The sequence below is a fragment of the Pseudomonas sp. HN8-3 genome, assembly GCF_020790195.1.
Lineage (GTDB): Bacteria > Pseudomonadota > Gammaproteobacteria > Pseudomonadales > Pseudomonadaceae > Aquipseudomonas > Aquipseudomonas synxantha_A.
Map to the genome: position 1 here is coordinate 4,393,035 of NZ_CP086206.1, position 14,686 is coordinate 4,407,720.

At 59.7% G+C, this 14,686-nt stretch carries 12 protein-coding genes; 4 read left to right on the forward strand and 8 right to left on the reverse strand.

The window, feature by feature from the left end:
• The first annotated feature begins 170 nt into the window (after positions 1–170).
• The 4 genes from nirB to cobA are packed head-to-tail and all read left to right on the forward strand — an operon-like array spanning position 171 to position 6,400.
• Entirely contained in the window at positions 171–2,624 is a 2,454-nt protein-coding gene (nirB, locus tag LJX92_RS19455) for a nitrite reductase large subunit NirB (RefSeq protein WP_032879922.1), read from the forward strand.
• Positions 2,621–2,938 carry a nitrite reductase small subunit NirD gene (gene nirD / locus LJX92_RS19460; protein ID WP_005790365.1) on the forward strand — a complete coding sequence of 106 codons (318 nt, stop codon included), beginning with the start codon at positions 2,621–2,623 and terminating at the stop codon, positions 2,936–2,938. The genes nirB and nirD overlap by 4 nt, the downstream gene beginning before the upstream one ends.
• Positions 2,938–5,646, forward strand: a complete 2,709-nt coding sequence (locus LJX92_RS19465) for a nitrate reductase (protein ID WP_228308837.1) — start codon at positions 2,938–2,940, stop codon at positions 5,644–5,646. The genes nirD and LJX92_RS19465 overlap by 1 nt, the downstream gene beginning before the upstream one ends.
• A 10-nt stretch (positions 5,647–5,656) precedes the next feature.
• Positions 5,657–6,400 (forward strand): uroporphyrinogen-III C-methyltransferase, encoded by a 744-nt coding sequence (gene cobA, locus LJX92_RS19470; protein ID WP_228308838.1) that lies wholly within the window; start codon positions 5,657–5,659, stop codon positions 6,398–6,400.
• A gap of 60 nt (positions 6,401–6,460) precedes the next feature.
• On the opposite strand, the gene LJX92_RS19475 is transcribed toward cobA, so the two are convergent.
• The 8 genes from LJX92_RS19475 to ppsA all read right to left on the reverse strand — a co-directional run bounded on the left by LJX92_RS19475 (position 6,461) and on the right by ppsA (position 14,589).
• The gene (locus LJX92_RS19475; RefSeq protein ID WP_005790371.1) at positions 6,461–7,441 is read right to left on the reverse strand and encodes an OmpA family protein; all 981 of its coding nucleotides are present in this window, start codon (positions 7,439–7,441) and stop codon (positions 6,461–6,463) included.
• A gap of 107 nt (positions 7,442–7,548) precedes the next feature.
• On the reverse strand, positions 7,549–8,139 hold the full coding sequence (gene sigX, locus LJX92_RS19480) for an RNA polymerase sigma factor SigX (protein ID WP_003193286.1): 591 nt from the start codon (positions 8,137–8,139) through the stop codon (positions 7,549–7,551).
• Positions 8,140–8,226: 87 nt separating this feature from the next.
• Positions 8,227–9,051: a mechanosensitive ion channel family protein gene (locus LJX92_RS19485; protein ID WP_003193288.1), complete on the reverse strand. Its 825-nt coding sequence runs from the start codon at positions 9,049–9,051 to the stop codon at positions 8,227–8,229.
• 2 nt (positions 9,052–9,053) lie between these two features.
• On the reverse strand, positions 9,054–9,299 hold the full coding sequence (locus tag LJX92_RS19490) for a hypothetical protein (RefSeq protein ID WP_005790375.1): 246 nt from the start codon (positions 9,297–9,299) through the stop codon (positions 9,054–9,056).
• An 86-nt stretch (positions 9,300–9,385) separates the two neighbouring features.
• On the reverse strand, positions 9,386–10,381 hold the full coding sequence (locus LJX92_RS19495) for a zinc transporter ZntB (protein ID WP_005790378.1): 996 nt from the start codon (positions 10,379–10,381) through the stop codon (positions 9,386–9,388).
• Positions 10,382–10,396: 15 nt separating this feature from the next.
• Positions 10,397–10,888, reverse strand: a complete 492-nt coding sequence (rraA, locus tag LJX92_RS19500; RefSeq protein ID WP_005790380.1) for a ribonuclease E activity regulator RraA — start codon at positions 10,886–10,888, stop codon at positions 10,397–10,399.
• Positions 10,889–11,117: 229 nt separating this feature from the next.
• Positions 11,118–12,107, reverse strand: coding sequence for an alpha/beta fold hydrolase (locus tag LJX92_RS19505; RefSeq protein WP_228308839.1), 990 nt, complete (start codon positions 12,105–12,107; stop codon positions 11,118–11,120).
• Between the two features lie 106 nt (positions 12,108–12,213).
• Positions 12,214–14,589 carry a phosphoenolpyruvate synthase gene (ppsA, locus tag LJX92_RS19510; protein WP_005790384.1) on the reverse strand — a complete coding sequence of 792 codons (2,376 nt, stop codon included), beginning with the start codon at positions 14,587–14,589 and terminating at the stop codon, positions 12,214–12,216.
• Positions 14,590–14,686 lie beyond the last annotated feature (97 nt).

Here is a 14,686-nt window from a genome sequence, read left to right on the forward strand (position 1 = left end):
CAGCTGCTGCATTAGGTCTTCCAACAACCCACATATAGCCGCCCCTTCAACGTCGAAGGGTCGAGCTTCCCGAGAGAACGGGACCAGGACAAAGGCGTCCTCGCTAGCTGACTAGCGGGGACGCCTTTTTTTGTTTGCGCATGATTTGTCGAGCCATTGCGGAGAACGACATGAAAAAACTCAAACTGGTGATGATCGGCAACGGCATGGCCGGGGTTCGCACCCTTGAAGAATTGCTCAAGCTGAGCAGCGAGCTGTACGACATCACCGTATTCGGCGCCGAGCCCCACACCAACTACAACCGCATCCTGCTGTCGCCGGTGCTGGCCGGTGAGCAAACCTTCGAAGAGATCGTGCTCAACGACCTCGACTGGTACCTGGATAACAACGTCAAGCTACTGCTCAACCGCAAGGTGGTGCAGATCGACCGGGTCAAGCGCAAAGTCATCGCCGAAGACGGCACCGAGGCCGAGTACGATCGCCTGCTGATCGCCACCGGTTCTACGCCGTTTATCCTGCCGATTCCCGGCAACACCTTGCAGGGCGTGATTGGCTACCGAGACATTGCCGATACCCAGGCGATGATCGACACCGCCAAGACCCACAAGCACGCGGTGGTGATCGGTGGTGGCCTGCTCGGCCTGGAAGCGGCCAACGGCCTGATGCTGCGCGGTATGCACGTGACGGTGGTGCATCTCGGTGAATGGCTGCTGGAACGCCAACTGGACAAGACCAGCGGCCAGTTGCTGCAAACCGAACTGGAAAGCCGTGGCCTGGTGTTTCGCCTGTGCGAGCAGACCCAGGCCCTGCACGATGCCGGCAATGGTCGCGTCGGCTCGGTGCAGTTCAAGAATGGCGACATCATCCCCGCCGACCTGGTGGTGATGGCCGCCGGTATCCGCCCCAACACCGAACTGGCGGAGAAGTCCGGCATCCCCTGCAACCGTGGGATCCTGGTCAACGACACGATGCAAACCTACGACCCGCGCATCTACGCGATCGGCGAATGCGCCAGCCATCGCGGGATCGCCTATGGCCTGGTGGCGCCGCTGTTCGAACAAGCCAAGGTCTGCGCCAACCACTTGGCCCAACTGGGCTTTGCCACTTACAAAGGCTCGGTGACCTCGACCAAGCTGAAGGTGACCGGCATCGACCTCTTTTCTGCCGGCGACTTCATGGGCGGTGAAGGCACCGAGACCATCACCCTCTCCGACCCGATCGGCGGCGTATACAAGAAGCTGGTAATCAAGGACGACATCCTGGTCGGTGCGTGCCTGTACGGCGATACCGCGGATGGTGGTTGGTACTTCCGCCAGATCCGTGAGAACCATGCAATTGGCGAGATCCGCGATCACCTGATGTTCGGTGAGAACGCCTTGGGCGATGTGGGCCATCAAGGCCAGGACAAAGCCATGAGCATGGCCGACAGCGCCGAGGTCTGCGGCTGCAACGGCGTGTGCAAAGGCACCATCGTCAAGGCAATCCAGGAACAAGGGCTGTTCAGCGTCGATGAGGTGAAAAAACACACCAAGGCCGCCAGCTCCTGCGGTTCCTGTGCCGGGCTGGTTGAGCAGATCCTGATCAACACCGTGGGCGGCGCGGCTGACGTCAAACCCAAAAGCGAAAAGGCCATCTGTGGGTGCAGCGACCTTAATCACGGGCAGATCCGTCAGGCTATCCGCGAGCAGCACTTGCTGACTATCGATAGCACCATGCGCTACCTGAACTGGCGTACCCCCAATGGCTGCGCCACCTGCCGCCCCGCTCTCAACTACTACCTGATTTCAACCTGGCCGGGCGAGGCCAAGGACGACCCGCAATCACGACTGATCAACGAACGGGCCCACGCCAATATTCAGAAAGACGGCACCTACTCTGTAGTCCCACGGATGTGGGGCGGCGTGACCAATCCTTCGGAGCTGCGCCGCATCGCCGATGTGGCCGACAAGTACAACGTGCCGATGGTCAAGGTCACCGGCGGCCAGCGCATCGACTTGCTCGGCATCAAGAAGCAGGACTTGCCAGGGGTGTGGAAGGACCTGGACATGCCGTCCGGCCATGCCTACGGCAAATCCATCCGCACCGTGAAAACCTGCGTGGGCAGCGAGTTCTGCCGTTTCGGCACGCAGAATTCCACCCAACTGGGCATCGAACTGGAGCATGACCTGTTCAATATGTGGTCACCGCACAAGGTCAAGCTGGCGGTGTCCGGTTGCCCACGCAACTGTTCGGAAGCGGGCATCAAGGACGTGGGAATTATCGGTGTCGACTCCGGTTGGGAGATGTATATCGGTGGCAACGGCGGCATCAAGACCGAAGTCGCGGAGTTTTTCGTCAAGCTCAAGACCGCCGATGAAGTGCGCGAATACAACGGCGCATTTCTGCAGCTGTACCGCGAAGAAGCGTTCTACCTGGAACGCACGGTGCACTACCTGCAACGGGTGGGCATGGAGCACATCAAGAAGGCCGTTCTGGAAGACCCGGCCCGCCGCCAGGCGCTCAATGAGCGTTTGCAGTTCTCGCTGTCATTCGAACAGGACCCGTGGAAGGAACGCCTGGAACAGCCGCTGCTGAAAAAGGAGTTCGACGTTATCCCGGTCAAACAACTGGAGGTGTCGCTATGAACTGGCTGGATATCTGCGCCCTTGATGAAATCAATACCCTGGGCTCGCGCATCATCAGTGGGCCCAAAGGCGACATCGCGATTTTTCGTACCAGTGACGACGAAGTCTTCGCCCTTGACGACCGTTGCCCGCACAAGGGCGGCCCGCTCTCCCAAGGTTTGATCTACGGTAAGCGCGTCGCCTGCCCGCTGCACAACTGGCAGATCGACCTGGCGTCCGGCGAAGCCCAGGCCCCGGATATCGGCTGTGCCCACCATCATCAGGCCCGGGTAGAAAACGGCCGGGTGATGCTGGCCCTGCGGGACGCGGGTTGATGAACCGCCAGACCACCGCGTCCACCTGCTGTTATTGCGGCGTGGGCTGCGGCGTGCTGATCGAGCATGACGGCGAGCAGATCCTGGGGGTGCAAGGCGATCCGAGCCATCCGGCCAACTTCGGCAAATTGTGCAGCAAAGGCGCCAGCCTGCACCTGACCGGCGACGTGAGCGCACGCGCCCTGTATCCGGAGTTGCGCCTGGGCAAAGGTTTGGCCCGTGCCCGCACCGACTGGGACACCGCCCTGGATCACGCCGCCAACGTATTCGCCGAGACCATCGCCGAGCACGGCCCGGACAGCGTGGCGTTCTATATCTCTGGGCAACTGTTGACCGAGGATTACTACAGCTTCAACAAGCTGGCCCGGGCGTTGGTGGGCACCAACAATATCGACAGCAATTCTCGGCTGTGCATGTCATCGGCGGTGGTCGGCTACAAACGCAGCCTGGGCGCCGATGCGCCGCCATGCAGTTATGAAGACCTGGAAAACAGCGACTGCGTGATGATCGTCGGCAGTAATATGGCCTACGCCCACCCGGTATTGTTCCGACGCCTGGAGCAGGCCAAGGCGCAGCGCCCGCAGATGAAAGTGCTGGTGATTGATCCTCGGCGTACAGACACCTGCGATTTGGCTGACCTGCACCTGGCAATCTTGCCGGGGACGGACGTGGCGTTGTTTCACGGGATTTTGCATTTGCTGCTGTGGGAAGACTGGATTGATCGTGCGTTCATCCAGGCCCACACCGATGGCCTGGCCGAGCTCAAACGCCTGGTGCATGACTACACGCCGCAGATGGTCACGCAGTTGTGCGGGATCAGCGTCGAACAACTGCGCCTATGTGCGCAGTGGGTCGGCACATCCAGCAGCTTCTTGTCGCTATGGTGCATGGGCCTCAACCAATCCACTGCCGGCAGCGCAAAAAACAGCGCGTTGATCAACCTGCACTTGGCCACGGGCACCATTGGCAGGCCGGGGTGCGGGCCGTTTTCCCTGACCGGTCAACCGAATGCCATGGGCGGTCGCGAAACCGGCAGCCTGTCCAACCTGCTGCCGGGCCACCGCGAGGCGTCCAACCCGGCACATCGCGCTGAAGTGGCCACCTATTGGGGTGTGGAGCAACTGCCTGCACCCGCCGGCCTTACCGCGATCGAACTGTTTGAACAGATGCAGGCAGGCAAGATCAAGGCCCTGTGGATCGCCTGCACCAACCCTGCACAATCCTTGCCCGACCAGAACGCCGTGCGTGCGGCCTTGGCGGCGTGCCCGTTCGTGGTGTTGCAGGAGGCTTTTCGCACCACCGAAACCGCCACTTATGCCGACCTGCTGTTGCCTGCCGCCAGTTGGGGCGAAAAAGACGGCACGGTCACCAACTCCGAGCGGCGTATTTCCCACGTACGCCGCGCCATCAGCCCACCGGGAGAGGCGCGGGCGGACTGGGCAATTACCGTAGATTTCGCACAGCGCCTGGAGCGTCGCCTACGGCCAGGGTTGCCCAGCCTGTTCGCCTTTGCACAGCCGGCGCAGCTGTTTGACGAGTTCAAGGGGCTCACTCAAGGGCGTGACCTCGACTTGTCCGGTATCAGCCATGGCCTGCTCGACCAACTCGGCCCGCAGCAATGGCCGTTTCCTACAGGCGCACAGGCAGGCACAGCGCGCTTGTACACCGACGGCATCTTCCCCACCGACAATGGCCGGGCGCGGTTTGTGGCCGACCCTTACCGCGCGGCCAAGGAACAACGGGACGCGCGCTTCCCCCTGACCTTGATCACCGGCCGTCTGCGTGACCAGTGGCACGGTATGAGCCGCACCGGCACGGCCGCACAGTTGTTCGGGCATGTCAGTGAAGCGCTGTTGAGCCTGCACCCGGACGAGCTTCGCCGCCACCGCCTCCAGGAAGGTGACCTGGTCAGCCTGAAAAGCCGTCGCGGCAGCGTGATCGTCGCTGTCAGCAGCGATGACAGCGTACGGCCCGGCCAGGCATTTCTGCCGATGCATTGGGGCGACCGCTTTCTCAAGGGCGGCGTCAATGTGATCACCCAACCGGCGTTTGACCCACTGTCCAAACAGCCTGAACTCAAGCACAGCGGGGTGCGTCTGGAAGCCGTGCAACTGCCGTGGCAGCTGTTCGCGTTGATCGAGGGCAATGTGCAGCAGCATTTCGAAGCGCTGCGCCCGCTGTGTGAGGAATTTGCCTACGTCAGCCTTAGCCTGGCCGGCCGTGAACGCCCTGCGTTGCTGGTACGGGCAGCCCATACCGAGGCGCCGGACCTGCATTTGTTGACTCGGATTGACCACTTGCTGGGCCTGAACGACGGTCCGGTCATGGCCTACGACGACCCGCGCCGCTCGATCGGCAAGCGCGTGAAAATCGAAAAAGGCCGTATCACCGCCCTGCGCCTGGCCGGCGAAACCCTGGCCCGCCACTGGTTGCAAAGCCTGTGGCTGGAAGGCCGCGCCGACGAGCAACTGCGACGCTGGCTGTTGGCACCTTTAAGCGCGCCACCCGGTGCCGCAACGGCCAGCAACAAGATTGTGTGCAACTGCAAGAACGTCAGCGAAAACGCCGTGTGTGCGGGCGTTGGACGTGGCCTGGACCTGGATGGACTTAAACGGGAACTGGGTTGCGGCACCCAATGCGGCTCCTGCGTGCCGGAAATCAAACGTCTTTTGGCCAGCAAACCGCAGCCAATCGCCATCAGTGTGTAAGGGGAACAACATGAGCGCAAAAGTGTGGCTGGTAGGCGCTGGGCCCGGTGATCCGGAGTTGCTGACCCTCAAGGCAGTCAGAGCCCTGCATGAAGCGGACGTGGTGCTGATTGATGACCTGGTCAACCCGGCCGTGCTCGAACACTGCGGCGATGCACGCGTGATTACCGTCGGTAAACGCGGTGGCTGCCGCTCCACGCCCCAGGATTTTATCCATCGCCTGATGCTGCGTTATGCCCGCCAGGGCAAATGCGTGGTGCGGCTCAAGGGCGGCGACCCGTGCATTTTTGGTCGCGGTGGCGAAGAGGCGCTGTGGCTGCGCGAACGTGGCATTGAGGTGGAGTTGGTCAACGGCATCACGTCGGGGTTAGCCGGGGCGACGAGCTGCGATATTCCCCTGACGTTACGCGGTGTGAGCCGTGGGGTGACGCTGGTCACTGCTCATACTCAGGACGACAGCGCGTTGAACTGGCGCGCACTGGCGGAAAGTGGAACCACACTGGTGGTGTACATGGGCGTGGCGAAGCTGGAGGAGATTCGTCAGCAGTTGCTCGAAGGCGGCATGGCCCCGGACATGCCCGTGGTGATGATCGAAAATGCTTCGCTGCCCCAGCAGCGCGAATGCCGCAGTGATCTGGCGCGGATGCATGAGGATGCGCAAGCGTTCGCCCTGAAAAGCCCGGCTATCCTGGTGATTGGTAGCGTTGCTGGTGCTGCGCAGGCGGCTTGCCTGGCGACGGCGGCCAGTGCCTGAGGCAAATTCCAGGCGAAAAAAACCCGGCCTAAGCCGGGTTTTTTTGTAAAGCCAGGCTAATTACTTAGCGGTGGCTTCAACAGCTGCTTCTACGCGACGGTTAACAGCGCGGCCAGCTTCAGTTGCGTTGTCAGCAACTGGGCGGGACTCACCGTAACCAACGGAAGTGATGCGGCTAGGAGCTACGCCATCTTTAACCAGGACTTGCTTAACAGCGTCAGCACGACGCTGGGACAGCTTCTGGTTGTAAGCGTCTGGACCGACGGAGTCAGTGTGACCAGCAACTTCTACGTTGGTGTCTGGGTACTGAGCCATGAAGTCGGCCAGGTTTTTCACGTCGCCGTAGCTGTTAGGCTTAACAACCGACTTGTCGAAGTCGAACTTAACGTCCAGCTCAACACGAACAACCTGAGCAACCGGAGCTTCTGGCTCTGGAACTGGCTCTGGAGCTGGTGCTGGGGTAGGAGCTGGAGCAGCTGCGCCAGCGTTACCGCCGAAGTTCACGCCCAGGCCAACCAGTGCGGAGTAGTCCCACTTGCCGTTGTCCAGACCGTAGTCAGCTTCAACACCAGCACGAGCGTACAGGTTGTTGGTGAAGTAGTACTTCACGCCAGTACCGATGGTGGCGAAAGTGGTCTGGTCGCGACCGCTGTGGCCGTCAGCCTTGACGTTGGTACGGCTCTGGTGGCCGAAACCGCCTTCAACGTATGGACGCAGGCTATCAACGCCAGCCTGACCGAAGTGGTACTGAGCAACGAGGCTGCCAGTGTCACCTTTGATCTTCTGGTTGCCAGTGCCGTCGTTCGAACGGGTGTGGTTGGTCTTGTCGTACGACAGATTCAACGACAGATCGTCGGTCAGGAAGTAACCAATGCGAGCGCCTGGGTTGAAGCCGTCTTCGATGTGCTTAACGCTATCGTTGTACTGCTTCTTGTAGAACAGCTCGCCTTCAACTGCGCCTTGGCCTTGTGCCAGAACGCCGAAAGAAGTAGCGGCAATAAGAGAACCAATGGCCAAGCCCAAGGTGTTTTTCAGTTTCATCCGTTAAATCCCCATCTGGTGATTGTAAAGCAGTCCCACAAACCGGGGGACAACTCGGCGACAAGTCTAACAGAACTTGCCTACACGTAAGAGATATTTGCTACGCACTAAGTTTCAGTCTCGCCCGCAAATTTCTCACGTAATTTATCAAGAGCACGTTTGTACCGCATTTTTGTAGCACTCAAGCCCATATGCATGATGTCAGCGATTTCCTGGAATTCCAGCTCTGCGACAAAGCGAAGCACCAGAATTTCCCGGTCAATCGGGTTCACATGCACCAACCAGCGATCAAGTCCGCCCTTCTCCTCGGGTGCCGGCGCCTTTTCTTCAGACGCCTCCTCAAGGGGGTCCAGACTCAAAGCGTCCATCAAGCGACGCTTTCGCCGTTCCTTCCGATACTGCGTGATGCACTCGTTGTACGTGATGCTGTACAGCCAGGTCTTGAACTTCGATTTGCCCTCGAAGTTCTTCAGGCCATATAGCACCTTGAGCATCACTTCCTGACAGACATCGTCCGCGTCTCTATCGTTCCCCAAATACCTTGAACAAACGTTGAACAGAGTGCGTTGATACCTGCGCATCAATTCTTCGTACGCGCGTGTTACGTGAAACAGCTCCGTGTGCGAGCGCGCGACCAACTCCTCATCAGAGAGCTCACGGGGGTCATAGCGCGTGGACAGCGTTTGGGCTTTATTCAAAACAAGTCGTGCCGGCAGTCAGGTCAATGTCCGTTGCAACCCGGTCACCCGGGTTTGCGGCGGCGTACATTAGCAGGGTTTGCCGGATTAGCGGCTACTGACCTGCTGCTCCAGGAGAATCCGGTTGGACAGCGAAACCAGTTCTCCGTCATCGGTCAGCACTGTCGTCTTGACCGTGCCGATCTCCTCGATCTGCCCTTCAACCTCGCCCACACGCACTTGTTGCCCAACCTGATATAGCTCACGCACATAGATTCCCGCAAGAATCTGACCGGCAATTTCCCGGCTTCCCAAACCCATGGCCAGTGCAACGGCCAGACCAACGGTAATCAAAACAATCACAATAACGTGGTTCAGCAGGTCAGTCTTGACTTCCAACTGGCTGATCGCGACGGAAATACTGATGATGATCACCAGCCCCTGTGCGATTCGCCCCAAGCCTGCCGCGTAGTCCAACCCCACGCCTTCAGCGGCCCCGCGCACCAGCCCATTGGCCAATTGCGCGAGTAAAACACCTACCAGCAACACCAGCGCGCCGCCGAAAACTTTCGGCAAATACAGTGCCAGCATGTCGAGCGTAGCTGAAACTCGCTCAAGTCCAAGGGATTGCGCTGCAGAAACCAGAAAAATAAGTAGAACAAACCAGTAGACGATCTTGCCGATCAAGGTAGAAATCGGCACCTGCAGCCCGGCGCGACCCAGCAATTTGGTCAAACCGGTGCCGGCCATCAGGCGATCCAGCCCGAGTTTGGCGAGCAGCTTGGACAACAGGGTGTCGAGCAACTTGGCCACGACAAAGCCCAGCAACACCAGGACCAGGGCACCAAACAGGTTGGGAATGAAATTCGCAACCTTGGTCCACAATGCGGTCATCGCGGTGACCAGGCTCTGGGTCCAGAGATCAAGTTCCATATTCAATCAGCCTTATCAGCAGTGCGAGCAAGAGGTTTACGGCGCGAAACCGGTGACACATGGGCCGAACCGTTGTTCAGGGCCATCATCAATGCCGGCAACCAACGCCCGAGCAGCCCGAACAGATCACCCGCACCGACCTGACGGTTGGCGGTTTTCAATACGCGACCCAGGCAAGCATCGTCATCACGGTTGGATGGCGAAGCATTGAGCATGTCACGCAAAGACTGTTCGAACGGATCGTGCATAGAGACCTCTCGCAAGTGATTTAAAAGACGAGGGTAAAATTCATCGGGTCACATCGACCCTTTCTTACGTTCAGGTCATATTCAGCTCAAACCCATCGTAATCGTCGAAATAGCCACCATTGTCCCAGGGCCACCGAGACCATCAACAGGCACGCAATCATGAATCCGTAGGGGCTCTCGGAGAACGGAATGCCACCCACATTTATACCGAGCAAACCGGTGAGAAAACTCATCGGCAAGAAGATCCCGGTGATGATCCCGAAGCGATACATGGTGCGGTTCATGCGCAGGCTCAAGCGCCGGTCTTCGGCCTCAAGCACAAGCCCCACGCGCTCTCTGGCCAGTTCCAGCTCTTCCAGGTAACGGGTCAGACTGTTGTGCAACTCGTTCCAATAGTCAGCATCGTCATCGCAAAACCATGCCAATTTTATTCGCGTCAGCTGGGCAAAAATATCCCGCTGTGGTGCCAAAAACCGCTTGAGCCCGGCCGCGCGCCGACGGATCTGCAAAACGCTGCCGTGCTCTGGGGTATACCGTTCGTCGGCATCGAGTTTTTCTTCCTCGGAATCGACGATTTCAGACAACCCTGTAACCAGATCCTGCACTTTGTTGGTCAGGTACTGAGCCATATAAAGGATGAGTTCAGACGCCGTTTTAGGGCCTTTGCCGTCCGCCAGTTGCACCAATAGCTCATCGGTGGCGCGCAACGGGCGCAAACGCAGGGAGATCACACGATTGGCGGCGGCGAAGATACGCACCGAAACCATGTCCTCCGGCTCTGCCCCGGGGTTGAGATTGATCCCGCGCAGAAACAACAGCAATTCGGCGTCGGGCAACGGCAACAACCGTGGGCGGGTGTTCTCCTCCAGCAGCAGGTCGCAGGCAAATTCGCTCAGGCCGCTGGATTTGCGCAGCCAGGTCTGGGTCTGGGGATGGCTGCGATCCCAATGCAGCCACAGGCTTTCCTGGGGTTGCAACTGCAGATCGTCGAGCTCAGTCCGGGCAATCGAACGCGCACCGCCTTTACCATCCAGCACCAGGGCATGTACCAGCCCCCATTGCGCGTTCTCTTCCTCGAACATCCAGACTCCTTGGGTTTATTCAGGCATTTTCAGCGGGCTGGGCGACACGATCACGCCGTTATTGTCGGCGTAGATGTACTCACCCGGACGGAACGTCACACCCGCGAACGTCACAACGACGTTCAGGTCACCGAGGCCACGCTTGTCGGTTTTCATCGGGTGGGAGGCCAGTGCCTGCACACCCAGGTCGGTCTGGGCGAGAACATCCACATCCCGGACGCAACCATAGATCACCAGCCCTTCCCAGCCATTTTTCGCAGCTTTATCGGCAATCAGATCGCCCAGCAACGCGCGGCGCAGTGAGCCTCCGCCGTCAACGACCATCACTTTGCCAGCGCCCGGCTGGTCAGCCTGTTCCTTTACCAGGGAATTATCTTCGAAGCATTTGATGGTGACGATCTCACCCCCAAAAGAATCTCGGCCACCGAAGTTGCTGAACATCGGCTCCACTACCTGCACCAGTTCCGGGTAGGCGTCACACAGGTCGGGGGTCACGTAATGGTTCATCGAGAAGCTCCTGTCGTCAAAGAAGAGATCGAACATCCACGGTGTACATCAGAAAAACGCGCCGCGACAGGCATTCTTTAAGTGCCTGCCAGTGGTGAGCCGCCATGATCGGACCCGCATCAGCGCAACGCAATACACGTTGCGCGACTGAATATGACCAGAAGCGCCCAGCGCGTCATATCTTAGCCGCAACCACTCAAGAGTGAAACGCCCTTGGTAGAGCGTTTGCTCAAACTGCTGCGGCCACTTGGGGTCGAGTCCCGAATAATGGTGTCAGTGGGTCGTTCAACCACCGTTCCACCAATGGCCATACTTCGGCCTGCGCGGCTTTGTTGACCAGCATCTGCACATGCCCGAAGTCCTCGCTGAAACCCTGCTCGCGCCCCAGGCACAGATACTGGCGATGCTCGCTGCCGACCTGCTCGAAGAGCTTGCGACACGCCCAGTCCGGGTCTTGCCGATCGCCCGCCGCGCTGACCGCGAGCAACGGCACATCGATCTGCGCCAAGCCCTTCCACCAGTCACATTCGGCATCGCCGAAGCGGCCGAACAGGCCATTCCAGCGCATCGCTTCGATCATCACTCCCGCCGGCTCATCCTCGGGGCCGCGCTTGAAGCGTGGGCCAGACACATGGGCAAGGCGCTTGAGGATCAACCGAGTACCCCACTCCACGGGTGGAATTTTCAACGGCCAATGGGTGCGGCTGACCTGGCAGCCGAACAATGCCACCGAAGCCACCTCAGGCGCCCCCAAATGTTGCCCGCCCAGGGCCGCAGCCAAGGTCGTGGCACCGAGGGAATGCCCGATCCAGTGCGGGACCTGCCCGCTTTGCTCACGCACAAAGGCCCCCATGGCCGGCAAATCGTAGCGGGCGTAATCGGCGACGCGGTTTCTGGCGTACTCATGGTTGCGCTTGGACAGCCCATGGCCGCGCATTTCCGGGATCCACACATCAAAACCCCGGCGCGCCAGGTACGCGCCCAGGCCGATCCCCTTGGGCGAGTACCAGAAGCGCCGATTGGAAAAGCTGCCATGCAACAAAATAATCGGCGTGCCCCGGTTTTCCGGGACATCGGCCAGGCCCAAACGGGTAACCGCCAGCTCGACGGTGCCATCAGGGCTATTGCCGGGCTTGAGCCGGTAGACGTCTTCACTCAGGTCGCCACGACGTTCAGCGCTGATCAAGGCGACGGGAAACAGGTTGCTGCTGCTTTGCATAATGCTCTTGCACAAAAAAGGGCGGCGTCCGCAAGGAGTTCCCGCCCAGTACAGATAAGAATGCCGGTCACCCTCACGAGTGACCGGCACTTTTGACGTTGCGACTTTAAGCGGACGCTTGGCCTTCCGCCAGGAAGAACCAGGTTTCCAGCACAGAGTCCGGGTTCAGCGAGACGCTTTCAATGCCCTGCTCCATCAGCCATTTAGCCAGGTCAGGGTGGTCGGAAGGGCCTTGGCCACAGATACCAATGTACTTGCCGGCCTTGTTACACGCCTGGATGGCATTGGCCAGCAGCTTTTTGACCGCTGGGTTACGCTCGTCGAACAGGTGAGCGATGATCCCGGAGTCGCGGTCCAGGCCCAGGGTCAGCTGGGTCAGGTCGTTGGAGCCGATGGAGAAACCGTCGAAGAACTCCAGGAACTCTTCGGCGAGGATGGCGTTGGACGGCAATTCGCACATCATGATCACGCGCAGGCCGTTCTCGCCACGGGTCAAGCCGTTTTCGGCCAGCAGGTCGACCACTTGGCTCGCTTCGCCCAGGGTGCGCACGAACGGCACCATGATCTCGACGTTGGTCAGGCCCATCTCGTTGCGCACGCGCTTGAGGGCACGGCACTCAAGCTCGAAGCAGTCACGGAACGCTTCGCTGATGTAACGCGAGGCGCCACGGAAGCCCAGCATCGGGTTTTCTTCTTCCGGCTCGTAGAGCTTGCCGCCGATCAGGTTGGCGTACTCGTTGGACTTGAAGTCCGACAGGCGCACGATGACCTTTTTCGGGTAGAACGCCGCGGCCAGCGTACTGATGCCTTCCACCAGCTTCTCGACATAGAAGCCTACCGGGTCGTTGTAGCCGGCGATGCGCTTGTCGACGCTTTCCTTGATATCCAGCGGCAGGCCGTCATAGTTCAACAAGGCCTTTGGGTGCACGCCGATCATGCGATTGATGATGAACTCCAGGCGGGCCAGGCCCACCCCGGCGTTCGGCAACTGCGCGAAATCGAAGGCGCGGTCCGGGTTGCCGACGTTCATCATGATCTTGAACGGCAGGTCGGGCATGGCGTCGATGGAATTTTGCTTGATATCGAAGCCCAGCTCACCTTCGAAGATGAAACCGGTATCGCCTTCGGCGCAAGACACGGTGACACCCTGGCCCTCCTTGAGCAGTTGGGTGGCGTTGCCGCAACCGACTACCGCCGGGATCCCCAGTTCACGGGCGATGATCGCCGCGTGGCAAGTACGCCCGCCTCGGTTGGTGACGATGGCGCTGGCGCGCTTCATCACCGGCTCCCAGTCCGGGTCGGTCATGTCGGAAACCAGCACGTCGCCGGGCTGGACCTTGTCCATTTCCGACACGTCCTTGATGATCCGCACCTTGCCAGCACCGATGCGCTGACCAATGGCACGGCCTTCCACCAGTACGGTGCCGGTTTCCTTGAGCAGGTAACGCTCCATGACATTGGCCGAAGTGCGGCTCTTCACGGTTTCCGGACGCGCTTGCACGATATATAGCTTGCCGTCGTCACCGTCCTTGGCCCACTCGATGTCCATCGGGCACTTGTAGTGCTTCTCGATGATCATCGCCTGTTTGGCCAGTTCGCTGACTTCAGCATCGGTCAGGCAGAAACGCGCGCGCTCGGCCTTGTCGACGTCAACGGTTTTCACCGAGCGACCGGCCTTGGCTTCGTCGCCGTAGATCATCTTGATCGCCTTGCTGCCCAGGTTGCGGCGCAGGATGGCCGGGCGGCCGGCCTCAAGGGTGTGCTTGTGCACGTAGAATTCGTCAGGGTTGACCGCGCCTTGTACGACGGTTTCGCCCAGGCCGTAGGCACCGGTAATGAATACCACATCACGGAAGCCCGACTCAGTGTCCAGGGTGAACATCACGCCAGCAGTGCCGGTTTCCGAACGCACCATGCGCTGCACACCAGCAGACAAGGCCACCAGCTTGTGGTCGAAACCCTGGTGTACACGGTAGGAAATAGCGCGGTCGTTGAACAGCGAGGCGAATACTTCCTTGGCCGCGCGAATGACGTTTTCCACGCCACGGATATTCAGGAAGGTTTCCTGCTGGCCGGCAAAGGAAGCGTCCGGCAAGTCTTCGGCGGTGGCCGAGGAGCGTACGGCGACAGCCATGTCCGGGTTGCCGGCGGACAGGGTGGCGAAGGCGGTGCGAATTTCTTCGTTGAGCTTCTCGGGGAACTCGGCTTCCATGATCCACTGACGGATCTGGGCGCCGGTCTTGGCCAGGGCGTTGACGTCGTCGACGTCCAAGGCATCCAGCGCGGCGTGGATCTGGGCGTTGAGGCCGCTCAGCTCGAGGAAGTCGCGGTAAGCCTGGGCCGTGGTGGCGAAACCACCGGGCACCGAGACACCAGCGCCTGCAAGATTACTGATCATCTCGCCGAGGGATGCGTTCTTGCCCCCCACATGCTCTACATCATGGACGCCGAGCTTATCGAGGGAAACTACGTACTCTACCAAGGTGATCTCTCCACTTTCTGTGTTGGAAAAGCTCAGGACGCGGGTTGCTCAGTAGGAGCTAACGCCAGCGCTTGTGGCCTGGACCTGGAAAATAAGT

Coding starts and splice junctions, on each gene's coding strand:
- nirD (WP_005790365.1), top strand. CDS start 2,621: ATGAACTGGCTGGATATCTGCGCCCTTGATGAAATCAATACCCTGGGC.
- LJX92_RS19495 (WP_005790378.1), bottom strand. CDS start 10,381: ATGTTCGAGGAAGAGAACGCGCAATGGGGGCTGGTACATGCCCTGGTG.
- LJX92_RS19485 (WP_003193288.1), bottom strand. CDS start 9,051: ATGGAACTTGATCTCTGGACCCAGAGCCTGGTCACCGCGATGACCGCA.
- LJX92_RS19505 (WP_228308839.1), bottom strand. CDS start 12,107: ATGCAAAGCAGCAGCAACCTGTTTCCCGTCGCCTTGATCAGCGCTGAA.
- LJX92_RS19475 (WP_005790371.1), bottom strand. CDS start 7,441: ATGAAACTGAAAAACACCTTGGGCTTGGCCATTGGTTCTCTTATTGCC.
- LJX92_RS19490 (WP_005790375.1), bottom strand. CDS start 9,299: ATGCACGATCCGTTCGAACAGTCTTTGCGTGACATGCTCAATGCTTCG.
- LJX92_RS19465 (WP_228308837.1), top strand. CDS start 2,938: ATGAACCGCCAGACCACCGCGTCCACCTGCTGTTATTGCGGCGTGGGC.
- nirB (WP_032879922.1), top strand. CDS start 171: ATGAAAAAACTCAAACTGGTGATGATCGGCAACGGCATGGCCGGGGTT.
- rraA (WP_005790380.1), bottom strand. CDS start 10,888: ATGAACCATTACGTGACCCCCGACCTGTGTGACGCCTACCCGGAACTG.
- cobA (WP_228308838.1), top strand. CDS start 5,657: ATGAGCGCAAAAGTGTGGCTGGTAGGCGCTGGGCCCGGTGATCCGGAG.